A 23850-nucleotide genomic window follows, 5' to 3' on the forward strand; every position below is an offset into this window, starting at 1 on the left:
CGCGTTGGTGGCTGCCGCTGGACTGATGTTGATGGCAGTAACCGTCAACGCTGTGGCCGATTCAAAGGTCAACAGCGTGCGCCTGTGGCGGGCGCCGGACAACACGCGACTGGTCTTTGACCTCAGCGGCCCGGTGCAGCACAGCGTTTTCACCCTGACCGCGCCGGACCGGCTAGTGATCGACATAAACGGCGCCACCCTCGGCGCGCCGTTGAACGTGCAGACCGCGAACACGCCGATCACCGCGATGCGCTCGGCCCAGCGCACGCCGACCGACCTGCGGGTGGTCATCGACCTGAAAAAAGCTGTCACCCCGAAAAGCTTCTCGCTGGCGCCGAACGCGCAATACGGCAACCGTCTGGTGGTCGATCTGTTCGACAACCCGGCCGATGCCGCGCCGCCGCCGGCCCCGACGCCATCGGTGGCGACCGTGCCGGCAGTGCCCGTGACCCCGACCGAACCGGCGATCAAGCTGCCGCCAGCCCCGGCCGGCAAACGCGACATTATCGTGGTAATCGACGCCGGCCACGGTGGCGAAGACCCGGGCGCGTCCGGCTCGCGCGGCCAGCGTGAAAAAGACGTGGTACTGCAGATCGCTCGCGAGCTGCAGCGTCAGGTCAACGGCATGAAAGGCTTCCGCGCCGAGCTGACCCGTACCGGCGACTACTTCATTCCATTGCGCGGGCGTACCGAAATCGCCCGCAAGAAGGGCGCCGACCTGTTCGTCTCGATCCACGCCGACGCCGCGCCGTCCGCAGCCGCGTTCGGTGCGTCGGTGTTCGCCCTCTCTGATCGTGGCGCTACGTCCGAGACCGCCCGTTGGCTGGCCGACAGTGAAAACCGTTCCGACCTGATCGGCGGTGCCGGCAACGTCAGCCTCGACGACAAGGATCGTATGCTGGCGGGTGTGTTGCTCGATCTATCGATGACCGCGTCGCTGACTTCCAGCCTCAACGTCGGGCAAAAGGTGTTGACCAACATCGGTCGCGTTACGCCGCTGCACAAACAGCGTGTGGAGCAAGCCGGGTTCATGGTGCTGAAGTCGCCGGACATTCCGTCGATCCTGGTCGAAACCGGCTTCATCTCCAACGCCAACGAAGCGAACAAACTGTCCGCATCGAGCCACCAGCAAGCGCTGGCCCGTTCGATCAGCAGCGGCGTGCGCCAGTTCTTCCAGCAGAATCCGCCACCGGGCACCTACATCGCCTGGCTGCGTGATTCCGGCAAGATTGCCCAAGGCCCGCGCGACCACCGTGTCGGCCCGGGGGAAACCCTGGCGATGATCGGCGTGCGCTATCAGGTTTCGCCGGCCACCTTGCGCGCCGCCAACAATCTGAAAAGCGATGAGCTGAAAGTCGGTCAGCACCTGACCATTCCTGGCACCGAACTGGCGTCGAAAGAATGAACCAGGTATTGAACACCGCGCGCATCGAGCTGCTCAGCCCCCGGCTGGCGAACCAGATTGCCGCCGGTGAGGTGGTTGAGCGCCCGGCTTCGGTGATCAAGGAGTTGCTGGAAAACAGCCTCGACTCCGGCGCCAAGCGTATCGACGTCGATGTCGAGCAGGGCGGCGTCAAGTTGCTGCGCGTGCGCGATGACGGCAGCGGTATTTCCGCCGATGACCTGCCGCTCGCCCTGGCCCGTCACGCCACCAGCAAAATTCGCAACCTCGAAGACCTTGAGCAGGTGATGAGTCTCGGTTTCCGTGGCGAGGCGCTGGCGTCGATCAGCTCCGTGGCGCGTCTGACCCTGACCTCGCGCACCCGCGATGCCGACCAGGCCTGGCAGGTCGAGACTGAAGGCCGGGACATGGCGCCGCGCGTGCAGCCGGCGGCGCATCCGGTCGGCACTTCGGTGGAAGTCCGCGACCTGTTCTTCAACACCCCGGCCCGGCGCAAATTCCTCAAGACCGAAAAAACCGAGTTCGATCACCTGCAAGAAGTGATCAAGCGTCTGGCGCTGGCGCGCTTCGACGTGGCTTTTCATCTGCGCCACAACGGCAAAACCATCCTCAGCCTGCACGAGGCCCACGATGATGCGGCCCGCGCACGGCGTGTGGCGGCGATCTGCGGTTCGGGTTTCCTTGAACAGGCGCTGCCGATCGAGATCGAACGCAATGGCTTGCACCTGTGGGGCTGGGTCGGTTTGCCGACCTTCAACCGTAGCCAGGCTGACTTGCAGTATTTCTTTGTGAACGGGCGGGCGGTGCGCGACAAACTGGTGGCCCACGCGGTACGCCAAGCTTATCGCGACGTACTGTTCAACGGTCGGCATCCGACCTTCGCGTTGTTTTTCGAGGTCGATCCGGCAGCAGTAGACGTCAACGTGCACCCGACCAAGCACGAAGTACGCTTCCGTGACGGGCGCATGGTCCACGACTTCCTGTATGGCACGCTGCACCGTGCGCTGGGCGATGTGCGTCCGGAAGATCAACTGGCCGGCTCGGTCACCACGGCGATCGTTCGGCCGAGCGGGATCGAGGCGGGCGAATTCGGCCCACAAGGCGAGATGCGTCTGGCCGCCAATGCGCTGCTGGAGCAGCCGCAGGCGCAGCCGGCGTTCAATACATCATCCGGGGCCAGCGCTGGCGGCGCTTATCAGTATCAATACACGCCGCGTCCGCAATCGGCGCTGCCCGCTGCCGAGGCTCAAGCCGCTTACAAAGAGTTTTTCGCGCCGCTGCCTGAAGCCAATGCCAGCGCACTGCCGACCGGTCAGGAAGATATCCCGCCGCTCGGCTATGCACTGGCGCAGCTCAAGGGCATCTATATTTTGTCCGAGAACGCCCATGGTCTGGTGCTGGTGGACATGCATGCCGCCCACGAGCGGATCATGTACGAGCGCCTGAAAATCGCCATGGCCAGCGAAGGTCTCAGTGGCCAGCCGTTGCTGGTGCCGGAGTCGCTGGCCGTGAGTCAGCGCGAGGCCGATTGCGCTGAAGAACACGCCGCGTGGTTCCAGCGCCTTGGTTTTGAATTGCAGCGCCTGGGTCCGGAAACCCTGGCGATCCGGCAGATTCCCGCATTGCTCAAGCAGGCCGAAGCCAATCGACTGGTCGGCGACGTGCTTTCGGATTTGATGGAGTACGGCACCAGCGACCGTATCCAGGCGCACCTCAACGAACTGCTCGGCACCATGGCCTGCCACGGCGCGATCCGCGCCAACCGGCGTCTGGCCCTGCCGGAAATGAACGGCCTGCTGCGCGATATGGAAAACACCGAGCGCAGCGGTCAATGCAACCATGGCCGACCGACCTGGACCCAATTGGGCCTGGACGATCTGGACAAACTGTTCCTGCGCGGTCGTTGATGAGCCAGCTTCCTCCAGCGATTTTCCTGATGGGCCCGACCGCTGCGGGCAAGACCGATCTGGCCATCGAGCTGACCAAAGTGCTGCCGTGCGAGTTGATCAGTGTCGATTCGGCGCTGGTCTACCGCGGCATGGACATCGGCACGGCCAAACCTTCGAAAGAGTTGTTGGCCGAATACCCGCACCGGCTGATCGACATCCTCGACCCCGCTGAAGCGTATTCAGCCGCCGATTTCCGTCGCGACGCGTTGCAGGCCATGGCCGAAATCACTGGGCGAGGAAAGATCCCGCTGCTGGTCGGCGGCACCATGCTCTATTACAAGGCTTTGATCGAAGGTCTGGCAGACATGCCGGCGGCCGATCCTGAGGTCCGTGCGCAGATCGAGGAAGAAGCTGCACGCCTCGGCTGGCAAGCCCTGCACGATCAACTGGCGCAAATCGATCCGGTGTCGGCGGCGCGCATTCATCCCAATGATCCGCAGCGCTTGAGTCGGGCGCTGGAAGTGTATCGAGTCAGCGGGCAGAGCATGACCGCCCTGCGCGAGCAACAATCTGCGCAAAGTACTGAAGCAGCCGCTTCGGGACGCCAACAATTGCCCTATACTGTCGCGAACCTGGCCATTGCTCCGGCGAATCGTCAGGTTCTGCACCAGCGAATTGAACAAAGATTCACAAATATGTTGGAACAGGGATTCATCGACGAGGTCGTAGCCCTGCGTAAAAGAAGTGACCTGCATTCCGGGTTGCCGTCTATACGTGCGGTAGGCTACCGCCAAGTCTGGGATTACCTGGACGGCAAGCTGACATTGGCCCAGATGCAGGAGCGGGGCATCATCGCCACGCGCCAATTGGCCAAACGCCAGTTTACCTGGCTGCGCAGCTGGGACGATTTGCATTGGCTGGACAGTCTTGATTGCGACAATCTGCCACGCGCCTTGAAATACCTTGGGACCATCTCCATATTGAGCTGAGTCCTTGCAATTGCCGTCTATCCTTGGGGGTGTGACGGCCGAAGCCATCTGAATTTACCTGTTTTTATTATTGAATCCTTAAAGGAGTGCGGCACATGTCAAAAGGGCATTCGCTACAAGACCCTTACCTGAACACTTTACGTAAAGAGAAAGTCGGGGTTTCCATCTACCTGGTCAACGGTATCAAGCTGCAAGGGACGATCGAGTCATTCGACCAGTTCGTGATCCTGCTGAAAAACACCGTAAGCCAGATGGTCTACAAACACGCTATCTCGACCGTCGTGCCGGTTCGTCCAATTCGTCTGCCTAGCGCAACCGAAAACGAACAGGGCGATGCCGATGCAGCGCCGGGTAACGCCTGATAGGAGTCTCCTTTGTTCTTTGAGCGCCACGGTGGTGGTGAACGAGTCATCCTCGTTCACTTGGATGGACAGGACCCTGAGGCGCGCGAAGATCCGCAGGAGTTTCAGGAGTTGGCAAATTCGGCTGGCGCCGAGACCGTCGCGTTTTTCAACGTGCCGCGTCATCGGCCAACCGCCAAATATCTGATCGGCAGCGGCAAGGTCGAGGAACTGCGCGACCTGGTCAAGGCTGAAGAAGCCGATCTGGTGATTTTCAATCACATCCTCACGCCCAGTCAGGAACGCAACCTCGAACGTGTTTTCGAGTGTCGCGTGATCGACCGTACCGGGCTGATTCTCGATATTTTCGCCCAACGCGCACGCACCCATGAGGGCAAGCTGCAGGTCGAACTGGCCCAGCTTGACCACATGAGCACGCGGCTGGTTCGCGGCTGGACTCACCTTGAACGTCAGGGTGGCGGTATCGGTATGCGCGGCCCGGGTGAAACCCAGCTGGAAACCGACCGCCGTCTGCTGCGGGTTCGCCTGCGTCAGATCAAGGGGCGGCTGGAGAAGGTGCGCAGTCAGCGCGAGCAGTCACGCCGTGGCCGATCCCGTGCGGACATTCCTACCGTTTCGCTGGTGGGCTACACCAACGCCGGCAAATCGACACTCTTCAACAACGTGACGAAGTCCGAGGTGTACGCGGCCGATCAACTGTTCGCCACGCTCGACCCGACCCTGCGCCGGCTGGAGCTTGACGACCTCGGTCCGATCGTCCTCGCCGACACCGTGGGTTTCATTCGTCACCTGCCACACAAGCTGGTCGAGGCATTTCGGTCTACGCTCGAAGAGTCGAGCAATTCCGACCTGCTGCTGCACGTGATCGATGCGGCCGAACCGGATCGCATGTTGCAGATCGAGCAGGTGATGGTGGTGCTGGGCGAGATTGGTGCCCAGGACTTGCCGATCCTCGAGGTCTATAACAAACTCGATTTGCTTGAAGGCGTCGAGCCTCAGATCCAGCGCGATGCCGATGGCAAGCCGCAACGGGTCTGGCTCTCGGCGAGGGATGGCAGCGGTCTGGAACTGCTTGAACAGGCCATCGCCGAGTTGCTCGGCAGTGATCTGTTCGTCGGTACCTTGCGCTTGCCGCAACGCTTCGCTCGGCTGCGTGCGCAGTTCTTCGAACTCGGGGCGGTGCAGAAAGAAGAATACGATGATGAAGGTGTCAGCCTGCTGGCCGTTCGTTTGCCCCGGATCGAGCTGAATCGATTGGTAAGCCGCGAAGGATTGCAGCCGATGGAATTCATCGAGCAACACACTTTGCAATAAAAGCCTGACAAAGCGGTTGTGCCGCAACGGCAGGCATTCTGTAGCATTGGTCGGCGCGCCGTGGGTGCGTCTTTGCTTTATCAGATGGAGAGCGCTATGGCTTGGAATGAGCCGGGTGGCAACTCGAATAATCAGGATCCCTGGGGTGGCAAGCGCCGCAATAACGGCGACCGCAAGGGACCACCGGATCTCGACGAGGCCTTCCGAAAGCTGCAGGAAAGCCTGAACGGGTTGTTCGGTGGTGGTAAGAAACGCGGTGATGACGGCGGCGGATCGGGGCGCAGCAGTGGCGGCTTCGGCGGTCTGCTCGGCATCGGCCTGGTCGTGCTGGCGGCTGTCTGGCTGTACAGCGCGGTCTACGTGGTGGACGAGCAGGAGCAAGCCGTGGTGCTGCGCTTCGGCAAGTACTACGAGACTGTCGGCCCGGGCCTGAACATCTACTTCCCGCCGATCGACAAGAAGTACATGGAGAACGTGACGCGTGAGCGTGCGTACACCAAGCAGGGCCAGATGCTGACTGAAGACGAGAACATCGTCGAAGTGCCGCTGACCGTGCAGTACAAGATCAGCAACCTGCAGGACTTCGTGCTGAACGTCGATCAGCCGGAAATCAGTCTGCAGCACGCGACCGAAAGTGCACTGCGTCACGTGGTCGGGTCCACCGCCATGGACCAGGTGCTGACCGAAGGTCGTGAATTGATGGCCAGCGAGATCAAGGAGCGTCTGCAACGTTTCCTCGATACCTATCGCACCGGTATCACCGTCACCCAGGTCAACGTACAGAGCGCAGCGGCACCGCGTGAAGTGCAGGAAGCCTTCGATGACGTGATCCGCGCCCGTGAAGACGAGCAGCGTTCGCGCAACCAGGCTGAAACCTACGCCAACGGCGTGGTGCCGGAAGCCCGTGGTCAGGCCCAGCGCATCATCGAAGATGCCAACGGTTATCGCGACGAGACCATCTCGCGCGCCAAGGGTGAGGCCGATCGCTTCACCAAACTGGTCGCCGAGTATCGCAAGGCACCTGAAGTCACCCGCGAGCGTCTGTACCTGGACACCATGCAGGAAGTCTTCAGCAACACCAGCAAGGTCCTCGTGACCGGCAACAAGAACGGCCAGAGCAATCTGCTCTACCTGCCGTTGGACAAGATGATCCAGAACAGTTCGGGTAATGCACCGGTGACCGGTTCGGCCGCCAGCAATAACACGGACGTCACGCCGCATGTCACTGACGTGCCGCAGACGCGTACAAGGGAGACCCGCTGATGAGCAATAAATCGCTGATCGCCCTGATCGTTGGCGTCGTTGTGGTACTGGTGGGCTGGAATTGCTTCTACATCGTCGCTCAGACCGAGCGCGCGGTGCTGCTGCAATTCGGTCGTGTGGTTCAGGCCGATGTCCAGCCGGGTCTGCATGTGAAAGTGCCTTACGTCAACCAGGTGCGCAAATTCGATGCGCGTCTGCTGACGCTGGATGCACCGACGCAGCGCTTCCTGACTCTGGAAAAGAAAGCCGTGATGGTCGATGCCTACGCCAAGTGGCGGGTGAAAGATGCCGAGCGCTTCTATACCGCGACTTCGGGTCTGAAGCAGATCGCCGACGAGCGTTTGTCCCGTCGTCTCGAATCGGGCCTGCGTGACCAGTTCGGCAAGCGCACCCTGCACGAAGTGGTGTCGGGTGAACGTGATGCGCTGATGGCTGACATCACTGCGTCGCTGAACAAGATGGCGGAAAAAGAGCTGGGTATCGAAGTGGTCGATGTCCGGGTCAAGGCCATCGATCTGCCGAAGGAAGTGAACCGCAGCGTGTTCGAGCGTATGAGCACCGAGCGGGAGCGTGAAGCTCGCGAGCACCGCGCCAAGGGTAACGAGCTGGCCGAAGGCATCCGTGCCGACGCCGATCGTCAACGCCGCGTGCTGCTGGCCGAAGCCTATCGTGAATCCGAAGAGGTTCGCGGTGACGGTGACGCCCAGGCTGCTGCGATCTACTCCAAGGCCTACGGCCAGGACCAGGAGTTCTACGGTTTCTACCGTAGCCTGCGTGCCTACCGTGAAAGCTTCGCGAACAAATCCGACGTCCTGGTCCTCGACCCAAGCAGCGACTTCTTCCGTTATCTGGAAAAAGCCAAACCTTGATACGACGTTGACCTGAATCAGTCCGCCCGGCGGCTAAAACCTCGGGCGGGGTGATCCTTTCGGAAAACGTGTGTATGATGCGGCAGCCGGGAAATTCCCGGCTTTTTTGCGTCTGCACGTTTGATTGCTGTTTTTGTTGCAGGCATCGGGTTTGAATAGCCCGAGCGTTTTTCGAGGAAAGTGATGGGCGAAGCCGCCAGCCGGCCTTTCGCTGCGTCGTTCATGCGCGTGCGTTTTGAACGCTCCGGTCATTTTCTGCTTCACTCAAGGCTCGCCTAGTGCTGGCCGCCCGGATCAAAGGGGAATGGCGTAATGGCAACGGTAGACCGCTGGCTGCTGCCAGATGGCATCGAAGAAGTACTGCCACCGGAGGCGGCGCGCATTGAAGTTGCGCGTCGTCAGGTGTTGGATCTGTTCCAGAGCTGGGGTTACGAGTTCGTCGTGACTCCCCATATCGAGTACCTGGAATCCCTGCTGACCGGCGCGGGCCAGGACCTGGATCTGCGTACCTTCAAGGTCATCGACCCGCAATCGGGCCGGCAGATGGGTTTCCGCGCCGACATCACGCCGCAAGTGGCGCGCATCGATGCGCATACCCTGCGTCGCGAAGGCCCTAGCCGTCTGTGCTACGCCGGCAGCGTCCTGCATGCCCAGCCGCGTGCATTGTCGTCCTCGCGCAGCCCGATCCAGCTGGGCGCCGAGCTGTACGGCGACGCCAGCCCGAGCAGTGATGTCGAAGTCATCAGCCTGATGCTGGCCATGCTGCAACTGGCCGATGTGCCGGACGTGCACATGGACCTCGGCCATGTCGGCATCTACCGTGGTCTGGCGCGTGCCGCTGGTCTTTCCGGTGAAGTCGAGCAGCAGTTGTTCGATGCCCTGCAGCGCAAGGCCATCGATGAAGTGATTACCCTGACCGAAGGTCTCCCAGCCGATCTGTCGGGGATGCTGCGCGCACTGGTTGATCTGTGTGGCGGCCGGGAAGTGTTGAGCGCTGCCCGCGAGCGTCTGGCCAACGCGCCGGCGCCGGTGCTGGCGGCGCTGGAAGATCTGCTGGCGATCGCCGAGCGTCTTTCCGTGCGCTTCCCGCAGCTGCCGCTGTATTTCGACCTCGGCGAGTTGCGCGGCTACCACTACCACACCGGTGTGGTGTTCGCGGTGTTCGTGCCGGGCGTTGGCCAGTCCATCGCTCAGGGCGGTCGATACGATGACATCGGCGCCGATTTCGGTCGCGCCCGTCCGGCGACTGGTTTCTCTACCGATTTGAAAACCCTGGTGACCCTGGGGCGTGCTGAGATCGAGCTACCGTCTGGCGGTATCTGGATGCCTGACAGTACGGATGCGGCACTCTGGCAGCAGGTTTGCCAGTTGCGCAGTGAGGGTCAGCGTGTCGTTCAGGCCTTGCCTGGACAACCTTTGGCCGCCGCCCGTGATGCGGACTGCGACCGGCAATTGATTCAGCAGAACGGGCTTTGGCAAGTATCGCCACTGGCTTCTTGAGTTTTCCTGCCGGCCATCGCCGGCACCAAGTTTGCGCGAATGAGGACAAGTGTTATGGGTAAGAATGTCGTAGTCCTGGGCACCCAGTGGGGTGATGAGGGCAAAGGCAAGATCGTTGATCTGCTGACCGAACATGCTGCCGCCGTAGTGCGCTACCAGGGTGGCCACAACGCGGGTCACACGCTGGTGATCGACGGCGAGAAAACCGTCTTGCACCTGATTCCGTCGGGCGTGCTGCGCGAAGGCGTGCAATGCCTGATCGGCAACGGCGTGGTGGTTGCACCTGACGCCCTGCTGCGCGAGATCACCAAGCTGGAAGAGAAAGGCGTACCGGTGCGCGAGCGCCTGCGTATCAGCCCGTCCTGCCCGCTGATCCTGTCCTTCCACGTCGCGCTGGACCAGGCCCGTGAAAAGGCCCGTGGCGAGCTGAAGATCGGTACCACCGGTCGCGGCATCGGCCCGGCTTACGAAGACAAGGTTGCCCGTCGTGGCCTGCGTGTCGGCGATCTGCTGAACATGCCGCGCTTCGAAGACAAGCTGCGTGAACTGGTGGATTACCACAACTTCATGCTGGTCGGTTACTACAAAGAGCCAGCCATCGAATTCGAAAAGACCCTGGCCGAGTGCAAGGAATACGCTGAGCTGCTCAAGCCGCTGATGCTCGACGTGACCGCCGAGCTGCACGACCTGCGTCGTGCCGGCAAGGACATCATGTTCGAAGGCGCGCAAGGTTCGTTGCTCGACATCGACCACGGCACCTACCCGTACGTGACCAGCTCCAACACCACCGCGGGTGGCGTGGCGACCGGTTCGGGCGTTGGTCCGATGTTCCTCGACTACATCCTGGGCATCACCAAGGCCTACACCACTCGCGTCGGTTCCGGCCCGTTCCCGACCGAGCTGTTCGACGAAGTCGGTGCGCACCTGGCCAAGCAAGGTCACGAGTTCGGCGCTACCACTGGCCGCGCCCGTCGTTGCGGCTGGTTTGACGCCGTCATCCTGCGTCGCGCTATCGACGTGAACAGCATTTCGGGCATCTGCCTGACCAAGCTGGACGTACTCGACGGTCTGGAAACCATCAACATCTGCGTCGGCTACAAAGACGCGCAGGGCAATGCCGTTGCGCCGACCGATGCTGACAGCTACGTCGGCCTGCAGCCGGTGTACGAAGAAGTGCCGGGCTGGAGCGAATCGACCGTGGGCGCCAAGACCCTGGAAGAGCTGCCGGCCAATGCTCGTGCTTACATCAAACGCGTTGAAGAGTTGATCGGCGCGCCGATCGACATTATTTCGACGGGGCCGGACCGCAACGAAACCATCGTTCTGCGTCATCCGTTCGCTTGATAAGTTGTTGATGTAAAAAACAAAGGCCCCTTAATCGGGGCCTTTGTCGTTTATGCCTGTTGGACGGCATGACCTTTGCTGTGAATCTGTCTACAAGAGTGCCATCAAATTAATGGCGTCAGAAGTAGAGGGATTTAAAGTGTCAGCCGTTCTCTCACTGTTACAAAGCCGTTTGTTGCGGCCGGTGTTCGTTACCCTTGGTATCGCCCTTTTGGTGCAGGTGTTGGTGGCGGTTGCCCTGACGCGGAGCACGGTCACGGCGCTCGAAGCTGATCTGGCCGTGCGCCTGGGTGCCGACAGCCAGAAGCTCTCCGGTGAGCTGGAGCAGGCCGGGCGTGAAGTCACTTCAAGTCTTGATGCGTTATCGGCCAGCACTCGTCAGCGCCTCACGGCTGGCCTGTCCGCACGCCTCAAAGAAGAGCAGGCGCAACTGCGGGCGACGCTGGAGAAGGATCTGAAGGATTCGGCCAACGACATGGCGCAGTTGCTTGCATCCGTAGCGCCGCGTGCGATGTGGGACAGCGACGTGCCGACGCTGTCGGAGTTTGCCCGCCGCGCCCAGCGCAATCCCAACGTGCTGTTCGTGGTGTATGACGACGCCACCGGCCAGCATCTGACCCGTTATCTCAACCGTGAAAATCCGATCAACAAGGCCTTGCTGGAAAAAGGTCAGGGCGAGCGCGCGCTGGATAAAGTACTGGATGCGGCGAAGAACGATCCCTCAGTCTATTACCTCGAAGCCTCGATCAATCCCAATGGCGTGGAGATCGGCAAAGTGCTGATGGGTGTGTCCACGGCCTCGGTGGAAACCGATCTGGCCGAGCTCGACAAGCGCTTCCTCGCGCTGATTGCCAGCAGCGATCAACTGGTCGGCGACAGCCTCAAAGGCGCAGCGGCGGACAGCGCCAAGGCAATGCAGGCGCGTCTGCAATCGGCGCAGGGCACCGCTGGCGAAATGAAAGCCAACACCGCGCAAACCGTTCAAGAGGCGGCCGCAACGTTGCGCTGGCGCATCGGTGTCGGTCTGGCGCTGGTCGGTTGCGGCGTGCTGCTGTTGCTGGCCGTGGTGCTCGGTCATCGCGTGGTCAATCGCCTGAAAATGCTCAATGCGGCAATGGACGATCTGGCGGCGGGCGAGGGCGACCTGACCAAGCGTGTGCAGATCAACAGCAAGGATGAAATCGGCGACATGGCCTCGGCGGTCAATCGCTTCGTCGACAAGCTGCAGCCGATCGTACGCGAGGCGGGTGATGTCGCTCAGCGCACTGGCGTGGAAATCGGCGCGATGACTTTGCGCAACGCTGGCGCCGATGCGGCTGCCGGAATGCAGCGCGATGAAGTGGCGGAAAGCCTGCGCGCGCTGTCGCAAATGGCAGACGAGGCGCAGTCGGAAAGTCAGGCGATGCAGGCGGCGCTGAAGCAGGTTGTCGATATTCGTCAGGCCACCGATGAGAACACTCGTACTTCCGCCAAGGTCGGCAGCCTGATCGAAGCGCTGGCCGGGCAGGTCGATACCGGGGCGAAGGTCATCGAGCGACTGGCGCAGCAGAGCGAGCAGATTGAGGTGGTGCTGACGGTGATTCACGGCATCGCCGAACAGACCAACCTGCTGGCATTGAACGCTGCGATCGAGGCGGCGCGGGCCGGTGAGACCGGGCGTGGGTTTGCCGTGGTGGCGGATGAAGTGCGTGCACTGGCGAGCAAAACGCAGAGCTCGACGGGCGATATTCAAGCGCACATCGTCGCTTTGCAGCAGGGCGCACGTGAGGCGGTTGAGGCGATTGGTCAGGCCGGACGGCAGGCCAGCGAAGGTTTGCTGGTCTTGCGCGACAGTGCGCGGTTGCAGCAGTCGGTGCAGGCTTCGGTTGAGCAGGTGCACGCGGCGATCGGTCTGGCGACTCAAGCAGCAGCGCATCAGGCGCAGGGTGCACAGGCAGTGCGTGGGCGCGTCGAAACGATTCATGCGCAGGCCGAGAAAGCGGCGCAGGCAGTGGTGGAAACCACGGCCAGTGGCAAGGTGCTGGATGGTCTGGCTGCGCAATTGAAAGCCAGCCTGGGGCAGTTCCGCGCTTAGTGTTATCCGGGCTGGCCTCTTCGCGAGCAGGCTCGCTCCCACAGGGAAACTCAACCCATTGTGAGAGCGAGCCTGCTCGCGAATACGGTATCAGCGGCTCAGATACATCCGCGTCGTCAGCAGATAAACCGGCAACCCCGAGACCACAATCAACAACGCCGCATAAGGCGCCGCCGCCGCAAACTCGACATTCGCCGTGTGCGCCCAGACTTCGGTCGCCAATGTATTGAGTCCGGTTGGGCTGAGCAGCAACGTTGCCGTCAGTTCCTTCATCGCATCAAGAAACACCAGCGCAAACGCCGCGCCCAGTGCCGGGAAAATGATCGGCAAGGTCACCCGGCAAAACGCGGTGAACGACGATGCGCCTAATGTCCGCGCCGCTTCTTCCAGCTGCGGTGCAGCCTTGTTCAGCGCAGTACGGATCGGCGCCTGCGCCAATGGCAGGAACAGCAGCGCATAGGCGATCAGCAGCAAGCCCGACGTCTGATACAGCACTGGCACGTAATGCAGGGCGAAATACACCAGCGTCAACGCAATCACCAGCCCCGGCAGCGCGTGCAACAGATAAGGCAGGCGTTCGGCCCAGATTGCCAATCGGCCTTTATAGCGCACCACCAGCAACCCGACCGGCACCGCCAGCACCAGACACAGCGCCGCGCCGCCCAATGACAATGCCAGCGATGACAGCAGCGCCTCGGTGATCGCCGCTACCGGGAACGCCGCCGATGAGCCGACCGCCAGCCAATACGCCAACATCCCCAGCGGAACGCCACTGCCGATAATTGCCAGCAACAGGCAATACAACTGACCAAGCGCCGCCCACGCTCCAAGCTTTACTTGTTCAGCTTGCCGCGCCGCGCCCTGGCCGGTGCGCACATGCCGGCCCTTGCCACGCACGCGCAGCTCCAGCCACAACAGCAGCAGACACAGCGCCAGCAACACCGCCGAAAGCATCGCAGCATTGGCATTGCTGAATTCCAGTTCGAATTGCTGGTAGATCGCCGTGGTGAAGGTTTGCAGGCCGATGATCGACAGCGCGCCGAATTCCACCAGCATGTGCAGGGCAATCAGCAGCGAACCGGCCAGCAGCGATGGCCACAGCAGCGGCAGGGTGACGCGGAAAAACACGCCCCAGCGATTCTGTCCCAACGTGCGGGCGGATTCTTCGAGGGAGGGATCGAGATTGCGCAGGGTCGCCGCAACTGGCAGGAAGATCAGCGGATACTTCGACAGGCTCATCACCAGAATCGCCCCGCCGAGGCCTTCGAATTGCGCGCTGAGCGAGACCCAGGTGAAGCTGCTGACAAACGCCGGCACCGCAAACGGCAGGCACAGGATCACGCCCCACAGGCGCCGCCCCGGCAGATTGCTGCGCTCCAGCAGCCACGCCAGCGACAGACCTATCACGGCGCAGGTAACCGTCACGCCGACCATCAGTGCCAAGGTGTTGCGCAACAGGCCAAACACATACGGGCGCCACAGCAAATGCAGCGCCTCGGCCCAGCCGGCCTGCCAGGCTTTCAGTCCGACATAGGCCAGTGGCAGCAGGCTCATGACCACCAGTAGCAATACTGGCAGCACCAGCCAGATTGACGGTCTTTTGCGTCGTGGCACGTAACCCCCGCGCGCGGCGGGGGCCGATAACGATGCTGCCATCAGTTCAGGCCAACTTCGCGTTCCAGCTCCAGCGCTTCTTCAGCATTGCCCAGATCCGCCGGAGTGACATTCGGCGCTTCCAGTTCGCTGAACGGCTTGAGGCCGCGATCCGACTCCATGCCTTTGTGCAGCGGGTATTCGGCGGTGGTCTGAGTGATCACGCGCTGACCTTCTTCGCTGGCCATGAAGGCGAGGAATTGCTGGGCTTCTTTTGGATGTTTGCTGGATTTCAGCACGGCAGCGCTGGACACGGTGATCAAGCCGCCAGCGTCGCCGCCGGTGAAATAATGCAGCTTGGAGTCGAGCTTGCCTTTCTCGCGTTGCAGGGCGAACCAGTAGTAGTTGTTCACCAGGACGGTAGCGACTTCGCCGTTTTCCACCGCTTTGAGCGCGACCATATTGTTGCTGTAGGTCTTGCCGAACGCGCGCAGGCCTGTCAGCCATTCTTCGGCGGCGTCACGACCGTGCAGCTTGATGATTGCTACGGCCTGTTCCTGGAAGGCGCCACTGGTCGGAACGAAGCCGACCTTGCCTTGCCACTGCGGCTCGGAAAATTCCATTACCGATTTCGGCAGATCTTTTTCATCGATCAGTTTCGGATTGAACGCGACCACGCGGACGCGGGCGGTAACGCCAATCCAGGTACCGTTTGCTGCTACATATTTTTCCGGCAGAACTGCCAGCGTGGCGTCATCGGCCTTGGCCAGCAGACCCTGTTCGCCGAGGTTATTCAGCGGCGGCGACTCTTCGGTGTAGATCACATCGGCGGGCGAGCGGTCGCCTTCTTCGATGATCTGGCTCGCGAGCTGGTTGCTGCTGCCTTTGCGCACGTTGACGTGGATGCCGGTCTTGGCTTCAAAAGCCTTGGCAATTGCGTCGCCGACTTCCTTGTGCTGGCCGTTGTAGAGAGTCAGGGAAACCGCATCGGCAGCCTGGGTGAGGGGAGTGGCGAGTGCCAGGCCGAGGAGGGTGAAGGTCAGGCCTCGGCGCAGGGTATTTCGAAACGTCATTCGCAGGGTTCCTCACTGTCGCATTGCAAAAACTTGCAACAATGATAAACGATATTGTTTCTCAAGTGCGCCTTATGGGGCGGCTGGTGATTGTGTAGGAGCTGCCGAAGGCTGCGATCTTTTTGATCTTGCTGTTAAACGGTAGGGGGTCAAAAGCAAGATCAAAAGATCGCAGCCTCGTTGCACTCGTCAGCTCCTACAAGACCTGCGGAAATTCAGGAAAGCAGAAACGCAAAAACCCGCTTTCGCGGGTTTTTGTGAAATCCAAGGCCTGAACCTTGAATTTGAATTGGTGCCCAGAAGAAGACTCGAACTTCCACGACCGTAAGGTCACCAGCACCTGAAGCTGGCGTGTCTACCAATTTCACCATCTGGGCAATCATCGCAAGCGTTGCCGCTGTTGATGTGGCGCACTATACGGAGGCCTTTTTGATCTGTAAACCCCTGATTTGGTTTTAATAAATCAGTGTGAGCAAAAGCTTTCCCGCAAATGCAAAAAACCCGCTTTCGCGGGTTTTGTGTGAGTGTTGAAACTGATCTAGTCTCAAACTCGAAATTGGTGCCCAGGAGAAGACTCGAACTTCCACGACCGTAAGGTCACCAGCACCTGAAGCTGGCGTGTCTACCAATTTCACCACCTGGGCATCATCGAAAGCGCTTGTGCGTCGTCGATGGCGCGCACTATACGGAGCGTCTTTTTAACTGTAAACCCCTGCCGCAGAAAAAACTGAATTTTTTTACCAGCGGCGTTCAAAACGGTGTCCGAGCGTCGATACAAGGCCTTGCACAGCCTTATAGAAGCGGAAATTTCCCGTTTCCCGGCGCCTATGCCAAACTAACCCGTATATAGACAAGGTGAAAACTCTCTAATGGCCGATTGGCAGTCCCTCGATCCCGAGGCCGCTCGTGAAGCGGAAAAATACGAAAACCCTATTCCCAGCCGCGAACTGATCCTGGCGCACCTCGCCGATCGGGGTTCGCCTGCTGCCCGCGAGCAACTGGTCGAAGAGTTTGGTCTGACCACAGAAGACCAGATCGAGGCCCTGCGCCGCCGCTTGCGCGCCATGGAGCGCGACGCTCAACTGATCTACACCCGCCGTGGCACTTACGCGCCGGTGGACAAGCTCGACCTGATCCTCGGCCGCATCAGTGGTCACCGTGACGGTTTCGGTTTCCTCGTGCCGGACGACGGCAGCGACGATCTGTTCATGAGCCCGGCGCAAATGCGTCTGGTGTTCGACGGTGACCGCGCGCTGGCCCGGGTTTCCGGTCTCGACCGTCGTGGTCGCCGTGAAGGCGTGATCGTCGAGGTGGTATCCCGCGCTCACGAAACCATCGTCGGCCGCTACTTCGAAGAAGGCGGCATCGGTTTCGTCGTTGCCGACAATCCGAAGATCCAGCAGGAAGTGCTGGTTACCCCGGGCCGCAACGCCAATGCGCAGATCGGTCAGTTCGTCGAGGTGAAAATCACCCACTGGCCAACGCCGCGCTTCCAGCCGCAAGGCGATGTGGTCGAAGTGGTCGGCAACTACATGGCGCCGGGCATGGAAATCGATGTTGCCCTGCGCACTTACGACATTCCGCACGTCTGGCCTGAAGCGGTTGTGAAAGAAGCTGCCAAGCTCAAGCCGGAAGTTGAAGAAAAAGACAAAGAGAAGCGCATCGACTTGCGCCATCTGCCGTTCGTCACCATCGACGGCGAAGACGCCCGCGACTTCGATGACGCGGTCTACTGCGAAGCCAAACCGGGCAAACTGCGCCTGTTCTCCGGTGGCTGGAAGTTGTACGTGGCGATTGCCGACGTTTCCAGCTACGTGAAGATCGGCTCGGCGCTGGACAACGAAGCTCAGGTTCGCGGCAACTCGGTGTACTTCCCCGAGCGCGTGATTCCGATGCTGCCCGAGCAACTGTCCAACGGCCTGTGCTCGCTGAACCCGCAAGTCGATCGTCTGGCCATGGTTTGCGAGATGACCATCTCCAAGTCCGGCGAAATGACCGACTACTGCTTCTATGAGGCGGTGATCCATTCCCACGCTCGTCTGACCTATAACAAGGTCAGCGCGATGCTGGAAACGCCGAAGGCGACCGAAGCGCGCAAACTGCGCGGTGAGTACACCGACGTCGTGCCGCACCTCAAACAGCTCTACGCCTTGTACAAGGTGTTGCTGGCTGCCCGTCACGTACGTGGCGCGATCGATTTTGAAACCCAGGAAACCCGGATCATCTTCGGCTCCGAGCGCAAGATTGCCGAAATCCGTCCGACCGTGCGTAATGATGCGCACAAGCTGATCGAGGAGTGCATGCTGGCCGCCAACGTGGCCACTGCCGAATTCCTCAAGAAGCACGAAATTCCTGCGCTGTATCGTGTTCACGCCGGTCCGCCGCCAGAGCGTCTGGAAAAACTGCGCGCGTTCCTCGGTGAGCTCGGCCTGTCCCTGCACAAAGGCAAGGACGGTCCGTCGCCGAAGGATTATCAGGCCCTGCTGGCGAGCATCAAGGATCGTCCGGATTTCCACCTGATCCAGACCGTCATGCTGCGTTCGTTGAGTCAAGCGGTGTACAGCGCTGAAAACGATGGCCACTTCGGCCTGAATTACGAAGCCTATACCCACTTCACCTCGCCGATCCGTCGTTATCCGGACCTGCTCACGCACCGCGCGATCCGCAGCGTGATCCATTCGAAACAGGACACCCCGCACGTTCGTCGTGCCGGGGCGATGACCATTCCGAAAGCGCGCATCTATCCGTACGACGAAGCGGCACTGGAGCAGCTCGGCGAGCAGTGCTCGATGAGCGAGCGCCGTGCCGACGAAGCGACCCGCGACGTGGTGAACTGGCTCAAGTGCGAGTTCATGAAGGATCGCGTTGGCGAGTCGTTCCCGGGCGTGATCACCGCCGTGACCGGTTTTGGTCTGTTCGTCGAGCTGACCGATATCTACGTCGAAGGCCTGGTGCATGTCACCGCGCTGCCAGGCGATTACTACCACTTCGATCCTGTGCATCACCGCTTGGCGGGCGAGCGCACCGGTCGCAGTTTCCGTCTTGGCGACACCGTTGAAGTACGCGTCATGCGCGTCGACCTAGACGAGCGCAAGATCGACTTCGAGATGGCCGAGAAAACCATCAGCGCGCCGATTGGTCGCAAGAAACGTGGCACCGAAACTGCTGCGCCTGCTGCCAGGGCTGCGGAAGAAAAGGCTCCAGCGAAAACCGCCAGCCGTCGTCCGGCCAAGGAAAAGGTCGCCGAAGCCTATCGCCCGAGCGACGCCGTGGCGAAAAACGCCGAGCTGCGCAAAAGCCGTGAATTGAAGAAGGCCTTGCTGGCCGATGCGAAAAACGGTGGTAAAGCGGCGTCCGGGGGAAAGACCGGACGGTCGGCGCCTGACAGGGCGACCGACGGCAAGCCAGCCAAGCCGAGCAAACACCGTAAGGGCCCGCCAAAAGCGGGTTCCGCTCCAGCCAAAAGTGGCGGGGCGCGTAAACCGAAGGCGAAGTCATGAGTCAGTTGGAAAAAATCTACGGCGTTCATGCGGTAGAAGCGTTGCTGCGTCACCACCCCAAACGCGTCAAGCAGATCTGGCTGGCGGAAAGCCGTAACGATCCGCGCGTGCAGACGCTGGTCGAGCTGGCCAATGAAAACCGTGTTCAGGTCGGCCAGGCCGAGCGTCGCGAAATGGACGCCTGGGTTGAAGGCGTGCACCAGGGCGTTGTCGCTGAAGTCAGCCCAAGTCAGGTGTGGGGCGAGGCGATGCTCGACGAGTTGCTCGATCGCACCGAAGGCGCGCCGCTGTTGCTGGTGCTCGACGGCGTGACCGATCCGCACAACCTCGGCGCCTGCCTGCGTTCGGCCGATGCGGCCGGTGCGCTGGCGGTGATCGTGCCGAAGGACAAGTCGGCCACGCTGACTCCGGTGGTGCGTAAAGTCGCCTGCGGCGCCGCGGAAGTGATTCCGCTTGTGGCCGTGACCAACCTGGCGCGCACGTTGGAAAAACTCCAGCAGCGCGGTTTGTGGGTAGTCGGCACCGCTGGTGAAGCCGAGGTCAGCATTTATGACCAGGACCTGACCGGCCCGACCATCCTGATCATGGGCGCCGAAGGCAAAGGCATGCGCCGCCTGACCCGCGAGCACTGCGACTATCTGGTGAACCTGCCGATGGCCGGCAGCGTCAGCAGCCTCAACGTGTCGGTCGCCACCGGCGTGTGCCTTTTCGAAGCCCAGCGCCAGCGCGGTGCGAAGGCCAAGGCTGCCGCGAAGAAATAAGCTTCACGCAATCAACTGTGGGAGCGAGCCTGCTCGCGAAGAGGAGTGTCAGTCGACGTCATTGTTGCCTGACAGGCCGCATTCGCGAGCAGGCTCGCTCCCACATTCGGTTACGGTGTCTGGAAGATCGGTGGTTGTTCAAATAATCACCAATTGCCTTGCGCCCCCGCAGTCCCTTCTCTACAATTGCGCCCCTTGCTGTGACGGCAGGCACGCATGTGCCCCGCGCCAGCAAGTCCATAAGTGTCATTCACTCCTTGTCTGACCGTTTTTGAGCGGCAGGCTACAACCCGTAAGGAGCATTCATGCGTCATTACGAAATCATCTTTCTGGTCCACCCGGATCAGAGCGAGCAAGTCGGCGGCATGGTTGAGCGTTACACCAAGCTGATCGAAGAAGACGGCGGCAAAATCCACCGTCTGGAAGACTGGGGCCGTCGTCAACTGGCCTACGCAATCAACAATGTTCACAAGGCTCACTACGTGATGCTGAACGTTGAGTGCACTGGCAAGGCCCTGGCCGAGCTGGAAGACAACTTCCGCTACAACGATGCAGTGATCCGTAACCTGGTCATCCGTCGCGACGAAGCCGTTACCGGCCAGTCCGAGATGCTCAAGGCTGAAGAAAACCGCAGTGAGCGCCGTGAGCGTCGCGACCGTCCTGAGCACGAAGGCGCCGAAGGCACCGACAGTGATGACAGCGACAACAGCGATAACGCTGACGAGTAATCCACGGACCTTATTAAGGAGCCTATCAAATGGCACGTTTCTTCCGTCGTCGTAAATTCTGCCGCTTCACCGCTGAAGACGTGAAAGAGATCGACTACAAAGATCTCAACACTCTGAAAGCTTACGTATCCGAGACCGGCAAAATCGTTCCAAGCCGCATCACCGGTACCAAAGCTCGTTATCAGCGTCAGCTGGCCACCGCTATCAAGCGCGCCCGCTTCCTGGCCCTGCTGGCCTACACCGACAGCCACGGCCGCTGAGACCGGGCAGTCGACAAGTAGCAAAGGATTGAATGCATGCGCGCCTTAGCTGAGTTCATCATGCGAGGCCGAATGCAGGCCACTCTCGTGGTGGCCGGATGTGCAACATTGCCGTTGTTGTATTGGTTGGGTGCTGCCGCCGGGAGCCTTGTGCTGCTGCGGCGCGGATTGACGGACGCCCTTGGCGTTCTGTCGCTGGGACTGCTGCCGGCCTTGATCTGGTGGCTGTATGCCGACGACCCACGGGCACTTCTGGTGCTGCTGGGGTCTTCGGGGCTTGCGTTGGTTTTGCGCGCAAGCGAATCCTGGGTCCGCACGCTGCTGGTCAGCGTAGTGATCGGAGTGGTGTTTTCAGTGGTGCTCGGGGTCGCGTTTGCGGCCCAGATCGAGATGCTTGCACAGGCCCTTATAAAGGTCATGCCGGCACTTCTTGGTGAGACCTACAAGCAATTGTCGGTCGATGAGCAAGCGCGTTTCGCGTCCCTGATTGCACCGGTTCTGACCGGACTGATTGCGGCCTTGTTGCAGATCGTCAGCGTGCTGAGCCTGATTGTCGGGCGGCATTGGCAGGCGTTGTTGTACAACCCGGGTGGTTTCGGTCGCGAGTTTCGCGCCATCCGGATCCCGCTGGGGCCGGCGATGTTACTGCTGGCGTTGATGCTTCTGGGCCCGAATCTCGGTGCACAGATGGCCATGTTGACGCCGTTGTGCAGTGTACCGCTGGTGTTCGCCGGGCTGGCCCTGATTCACGGGCTGGTCGGGCAGAAGCGACTGGCCGGTTTCTGGCTGGTGGGGTTGTACGTCACGCTGCTGTTGTTCATGCAGCTGATCTATCCGTTGCTCGTGGTTCTGGCCATTGTCGACAGCCTGATTGATTTTCGCGGTCGTCACGTGTCGAAAGACACCGACAGCGCGAACGGTGAAGGTTAAAAGTTAGAGGATTTTCACATGCAACTGATCCTTCTGGAAAAAATCGCCAACCTGGGCAACCTGGGCGACAAAGTAAACGTTAAGGCCGGTTACGGCCGTAACTACCTGCTGCCTTTCGGCAAGGCTACCGCTGCGACCGCTGCCAACCTGGCTGCGTTCGAAGAGCGTCGCGCCGAGCTGGAAAAAGCCGCCGCAGACCGTAAGGCATCGGCTGAAAGCCGTGCTGCCCAACTGGCCGAGCTGGAAGTGACCATCACTGCCACCGCTGGCGACGAAGGCAAGCTGTTCGGTTCGATCGGTACTCACGACATCGCTGACGCACTGACCGCCTCCGGCGTTGAAGTGCAGAAGAGCGAAGTTCGTCTGCCGAACGGCACCATCCGCAACGTGGGTGAATTCGACGTGGCCGTGCACCTGCACGCCGAAGTTGAAGCCACCGTACGCGTTGTCGTGGTAGCAGCTTAAGCAACACGGATCGGCTGGCGGCTTGTCCGTCAGGCGGTTAACATCGGGCACGATCCTGTTTACAGGTCGTGCCCTTTGTCTTTCTGAATTCCCTGCTTTTCACTAATACTCAAGTGGCCATGAACGATATCTCCGCTCCCGAGCAATACGATCTGCAAACCGCTGCCCTAAAGGTGCCGCCGCATTCCATCGAGGCTGAACAGGCTGTACTCGGTGGTCTGATGCTGGACAACAACGCCTGGGAACGCGTGCTTGATCAAGTCTCCGATGGCGATTTCTATCGACATGACCACCGTCTGATTTTCCGTGCGATCGCCAAACTGGCCGATCAGAACTCGCCGATCGACGTCGTGACCCTTGCCGAGCAATTGGACAAGGAAGGTCAGACGTCGCAGGTCGGCGGCCTTGGCTATCTCGGCGAACTGGCGAAAAACACCCCGTCCGTCGCCAACATCAAGGCCTATGCGCAGATCGTCCGCCAGCGTGCGACGTTGCGCCAATTGATCGGCATCAGCACCGAGATTGCCGACAGCGCCTTCAACCCCGAAGGCCGTACCGCTGAAGAAATCCTCGACGAAGCCGAACGGCAGATCTTCCAGATCGCCGAAGCGCGGCCCAAGACCGGCGGCCCGGTCGGCGTCAATGAGCTGCTGACCAAGGCCATCGATCGCATCGACACGTTGTTCAACACGGCCGACGCGATCACCGGGCTGTCCACCGGCTACACCGACCTCGATGAGAAGACCAGCGGCTTGCAGCCGTCCGACCTGATCATCGTCGCCGGCCGTCCGTCGATGGGTAAAACCACCTTCGCGATGAACCTGGTGGAAAACGCCGTGCTGCGAAGCGAGAAGGCTGTTCTGGTTTACTCGCTCGAGATGCCAGGCGAATCGCTGATCATGCGTATGCTGTCTTCGCTCGGCCGAATCGACCAGACCAAAGTGCGTTCCGGCCAACTCGAAGACGACGACTGGCCGCGCCTGACGTCGGCGGTCAACCTGCTCAACGACCGCAAACTGTTCATCGATGACACCGCCGGCATCAGTCCTTCGGAAATGCGCGCGCGCACTCGTCGTCTGGTGCGTGAGCACGGCGATGTCGGCCTGATCATGATCGACTACCTGCAACTGATGCAGATTCCCGGGTCCAGCGGTGACAACCGCACCAACGAGATTTCCGAGATCTCGCGATCCCTGAAAGCCCTGGCCAAGGAATTCAACTGTCCGGTAGTGGCGCTGTCGCAGCTCAACCGTTCCCTCGAACAGCGCCCGAACAAACGCCCGGTGAACTCCGACTTGCGGGAATCCGGAGCGATCGAGCAGGACGCCGACGTAATCATGTTCGTTTACCGAGACGAGGTGTATCACCCGGAAACCGAGCACAAGGGCATCGCCGAAATCATCATCGGCAAGCAGCGTAACGGCCCGATCGGTTTCATTCGGCTGGCGTTCATCGGTAAATACACGCGCTTCGAAAACCTCGCACCGGGCAGTTACAACTTCGACGACGACGAATGACAGTAGGCCGGATCATC

Annotated in this window: 20 protein-coding genes and 2 tRNA genes; 17 read left to right on the top strand and 5 right to left on the bottom strand. The window is 60.6% G+C overall.

What is annotated here, in order from left to right:
- The first annotated feature begins 25 nt into the window (after positions 1–25).
- From AAEZ10_RS18270 to hflC, 7 genes are all read left to right on the top strand, one after another.
- Positions 26–1405 (top strand): N-acetylmuramoyl-L-alanine amidase, encoded by a 1380-nt coding sequence (locus tag AAEZ10_RS18270; RefSeq protein WP_370593506.1) that lies wholly within the window; start codon positions 26–28, stop codon positions 1403–1405.
- Positions 1402–3309 (top strand): DNA mismatch repair endonuclease MutL, encoded by a 1908-nt coding sequence (gene mutL, locus AAEZ10_RS18275; protein ID WP_122881189.1) that lies wholly within the window; start codon positions 1402–1404, stop codon positions 3307–3309. The genes AAEZ10_RS18270 and mutL overlap by 4 nt, the downstream gene beginning before the upstream one ends.
- Positions 3309–4280, top strand: a complete 972-nt coding sequence (miaA, locus tag AAEZ10_RS18280) for a tRNA (adenosine(37)-N6)-dimethylallyltransferase MiaA (RefSeq protein ID WP_071174239.1) — start codon at positions 3309–3311, stop codon at positions 4278–4280. Before mutL ends, miaA begins: the two co-directional genes overlap by 1 nt.
- Before the next feature lie 95 nt (positions 4281–4375).
- Positions 4376–4642, top strand: a complete 267-nt coding sequence (hfq, locus tag AAEZ10_RS18285; protein WP_016771947.1) for an RNA chaperone Hfq — start codon at positions 4376–4378, stop codon at positions 4640–4642.
- A gap of 12 nt (positions 4643–4654) precedes the next feature.
- The gene (gene hflX / locus AAEZ10_RS18290; protein WP_041480728.1) at positions 4655–5956 is read left to right on the top strand and encodes a ribosome rescue GTPase HflX; all 1302 of its coding nucleotides are present in this window, start codon (positions 4655–4657) and stop codon (positions 5954–5956) included.
- Positions 5957–6052: 96 nt separating this feature from the next.
- Positions 6053–7219: an FtsH protease activity modulator HflK gene (gene hflK, locus AAEZ10_RS18295; protein WP_024011368.1), complete on the top strand. Its 1167-nt coding sequence runs from the start codon at positions 6053–6055 to the stop codon at positions 7217–7219.
- The gene (gene hflC, locus AAEZ10_RS18300; RefSeq protein WP_016771945.1) at positions 7219–8088 is read left to right on the top strand and encodes a protease modulator HflC; all 870 of its coding nucleotides are present in this window, start codon (positions 7219–7221) and stop codon (positions 8086–8088) included. The genes hflK and hflC overlap by 1 nt, the downstream gene beginning before the upstream one ends.
- Positions 8089–8105: 17 nt before the next feature.
- On the opposite strand, the gene AAEZ10_RS18305 is transcribed toward hflC, so the two are convergent.
- Positions 8106–8312, bottom strand: coding sequence for a hypothetical protein (locus AAEZ10_RS18305; RefSeq protein WP_150638270.1), 207 nt, complete (start codon positions 8310–8312; stop codon positions 8106–8108).
- An 88-nt stretch (positions 8313–8400) separates the two neighbouring features.
- Between AAEZ10_RS18305 and AAEZ10_RS18310 the strand changes: the two genes are divergently transcribed.
- The 3 genes from AAEZ10_RS18310 to AAEZ10_RS18320 all read left to right on the top strand — a co-directional run bounded on the left by AAEZ10_RS18310 (position 8401) and on the right by AAEZ10_RS18320 (position 13006).
- Complete coding sequence (locus tag AAEZ10_RS18310; RefSeq protein WP_016771944.1) at positions 8401–9588, top strand: ATP phosphoribosyltransferase regulatory subunit; 1188 nt, start codon at positions 8401–8403, stop codon at positions 9586–9588.
- A gap of 54 nt (positions 9589–9642) precedes the next feature.
- Positions 9643–10932, top strand: a complete 1290-nt coding sequence (locus tag AAEZ10_RS18315) for an adenylosuccinate synthase (protein ID WP_016771943.1) — start codon at positions 9643–9645, stop codon at positions 10930–10932.
- 139 nt (positions 10933–11071) lie between these two features.
- Positions 11072–13006 carry a methyl-accepting chemotaxis protein gene (locus AAEZ10_RS18320; protein ID WP_350570385.1) on the top strand — a complete coding sequence of 645 codons (1935 nt, stop codon included), beginning with the start codon at positions 11072–11074 and terminating at the stop codon, positions 13004–13006.
- A gap of 90 nt (positions 13007–13096) precedes the next feature.
- On the opposite strand, the gene AAEZ10_RS18325 is transcribed toward AAEZ10_RS18320, so the two are convergent.
- The 4 genes from AAEZ10_RS18325 to AAEZ10_RS18340 form a co-directional block, all read right to left on the bottom strand.
- Positions 13097–14662: an ABC transporter permease gene (locus AAEZ10_RS18325; protein WP_350570387.1), complete on the bottom strand. Its 1566-nt coding sequence runs from the start codon at positions 14660–14662 to the stop codon at positions 13097–13099.
- Positions 14662–15672, bottom strand: coding sequence for an extracellular solute-binding protein (locus tag AAEZ10_RS18330; protein ID WP_016771941.1), 1011 nt, complete (start codon positions 15670–15672; stop codon positions 14662–14664). Before AAEZ10_RS18330 ends, AAEZ10_RS18325 begins: the two co-directional genes overlap by 1 nt.
- Before the next feature lie 290 nt (positions 15673–15962).
- Positions 15963–16049 (bottom strand) — tRNA-Leu (locus AAEZ10_RS18335).
- A 180-nt stretch (positions 16050–16229) separates the two neighbouring features.
- A tRNA-Leu gene (locus AAEZ10_RS18340) sits at positions 16230–16316 on the bottom strand.
- Positions 16317–16541: 225 nt separating this feature from the next.
- Here AAEZ10_RS18340 and rnr point away from each other — a divergent pair.
- The 7 genes from rnr (at position 16542) to dnaB (ending at position 23833) form a co-directional block, all read left to right on the top strand.
- On the top strand, positions 16542–19172 hold the full coding sequence (gene rnr, locus AAEZ10_RS18345) for a ribonuclease R (RefSeq protein ID WP_073471681.1): 2631 nt from the start codon (positions 16542–16544) through the stop codon (positions 19170–19172).
- Positions 19169–19933, top strand: coding sequence for a 23S rRNA (guanosine(2251)-2'-O)-methyltransferase RlmB (gene rlmB / locus AAEZ10_RS18350; RefSeq protein ID WP_024011372.1), 765 nt, complete (start codon positions 19169–19171; stop codon positions 19931–19933). The genes rnr and rlmB overlap by 4 nt, the downstream gene beginning before the upstream one ends.
- 305 nt (positions 19934–20238) lie before the next feature.
- Positions 20239–20661 (top strand): 30S ribosomal protein S6, encoded by a 423-nt coding sequence (rpsF, locus tag AAEZ10_RS18355; protein WP_016771938.1) that lies wholly within the window; start codon positions 20239–20241, stop codon positions 20659–20661.
- A 29-nt stretch (positions 20662–20690) separates the two neighbouring features.
- Positions 20691–20921, top strand: a complete 231-nt coding sequence (gene rpsR, locus AAEZ10_RS18360; RefSeq protein ID WP_002551829.1) for a 30S ribosomal protein S18 — start codon at positions 20691–20693, stop codon at positions 20919–20921.
- 36 nt (positions 20922–20957) lie between these two features.
- Complete coding sequence (locus tag AAEZ10_RS18365) at positions 20958–21851, top strand: hypothetical protein (RefSeq protein ID WP_016771937.1); 894 nt, start codon at positions 20958–20960, stop codon at positions 21849–21851.
- An 18-nt stretch (positions 21852–21869) separates the two neighbouring features.
- Entirely contained in the window at positions 21870–22316 is a 447-nt protein-coding gene (gene rplI / locus AAEZ10_RS18370) for a 50S ribosomal protein L9 (RefSeq protein ID WP_003221136.1), read from the top strand.
- 119 nt (positions 22317–22435) lie between these two features.
- The gene (gene dnaB / locus AAEZ10_RS18375) at positions 22436–23833 is read left to right on the top strand and encodes a replicative DNA helicase (RefSeq protein WP_016771936.1); all 1398 of its coding nucleotides are present in this window, start codon (positions 22436–22438) and stop codon (positions 23831–23833) included.
- The last annotated feature ends 17 nt before the right edge of the window (positions 23834–23850 follow it).

Origin of the sequence: Pseudomonas sp. H26/SER47-MNA-CIBAN-0231 (genome assembly GCF_040310465.1) — a bacterium.
GTDB classification, from domain to species: Bacteria; Pseudomonadota; Gammaproteobacteria; order Pseudomonadales; family Pseudomonadaceae; genus Aquipseudomonas; species Aquipseudomonas atacamensis.

Excerpts from the sequence above, each read along its gene's own strand:
- AAEZ10_RS18270 (WP_370593506.1), top strand. The coding sequence starts at position 26 with ATGTTGATGGCAGTAACCGTCAACGCTGTGGCCGATTCAAAGGTCAAC.
- mutL (WP_122881189.1), top strand. The coding sequence starts at position 1,402 with ATGAACCAGGTATTGAACACCGCGCGCATCGAGCTGCTCAGCCCCCGG.
- miaA (WP_071174239.1), top strand. The coding sequence starts at position 3,309 with ATGAGCCAGCTTCCTCCAGCGATTTTCCTGATGGGCCCGACCGCTGCG.
- hfq (WP_016771947.1), top strand. The coding sequence starts at position 4,376 with ATGTCAAAAGGGCATTCGCTACAAGACCCTTACCTGAACACTTTACGT.
- hflK (WP_024011368.1), top strand. The coding sequence starts at position 6,053 with ATGGCTTGGAATGAGCCGGGTGGCAACTCGAATAATCAGGATCCCTGG.
- hflC (WP_016771945.1), top strand. The coding sequence starts at position 7,219 with ATGAGCAATAAATCGCTGATCGCCCTGATCGTTGGCGTCGTTGTGGTA.
- AAEZ10_RS18305 (WP_150638270.1), bottom strand. The coding sequence starts at position 8,312 with ATGAACGACGCAGCGAAAGGCCGGCTGGCGGCTTCGCCCATCACTTTC.
- AAEZ10_RS18310 (WP_016771944.1), top strand. The coding sequence starts at position 8,401 with ATGGCAACGGTAGACCGCTGGCTGCTGCCAGATGGCATCGAAGAAGTA.
- AAEZ10_RS18315 (WP_016771943.1), top strand. The coding sequence starts at position 9,643 with ATGGGTAAGAATGTCGTAGTCCTGGGCACCCAGTGGGGTGATGAGGGC.
- AAEZ10_RS18325 (WP_350570387.1), bottom strand. The coding sequence starts at position 14,662 with ATGGCAGCATCGTTATCGGCCCCCGCCGCGCGCGGGGGTTACGTGCCA.
- AAEZ10_RS18330 (WP_016771941.1), bottom strand. The coding sequence starts at position 15,672 with ATGACGTTTCGAAATACCCTGCGCCGAGGCCTGACCTTCACCCTCCTC.
- rnr (WP_073471681.1), top strand. The coding sequence starts at position 16,542 with ATGGCCGATTGGCAGTCCCTCGATCCCGAGGCCGCTCGTGAAGCGGAA.
- rlmB (WP_024011372.1), top strand. The coding sequence starts at position 19,169 with ATGAGTCAGTTGGAAAAAATCTACGGCGTTCATGCGGTAGAAGCGTTG.
- rpsF (WP_016771938.1), top strand. The coding sequence starts at position 20,239 with ATGCGTCATTACGAAATCATCTTTCTGGTCCACCCGGATCAGAGCGAG.
- rpsR (WP_002551829.1), top strand. The coding sequence starts at position 20,691 with ATGGCACGTTTCTTCCGTCGTCGTAAATTCTGCCGCTTCACCGCTGAA.
- AAEZ10_RS18365 (WP_016771937.1), top strand. The coding sequence starts at position 20,958 with ATGCGCGCCTTAGCTGAGTTCATCATGCGAGGCCGAATGCAGGCCACT.
- rplI (WP_003221136.1), top strand. The coding sequence starts at position 21,870 with ATGCAACTGATCCTTCTGGAAAAAATCGCCAACCTGGGCAACCTGGGC.
- dnaB (WP_016771936.1), top strand. The coding sequence starts at position 22,436 with ATGAACGATATCTCCGCTCCCGAGCAATACGATCTGCAAACCGCTGCC.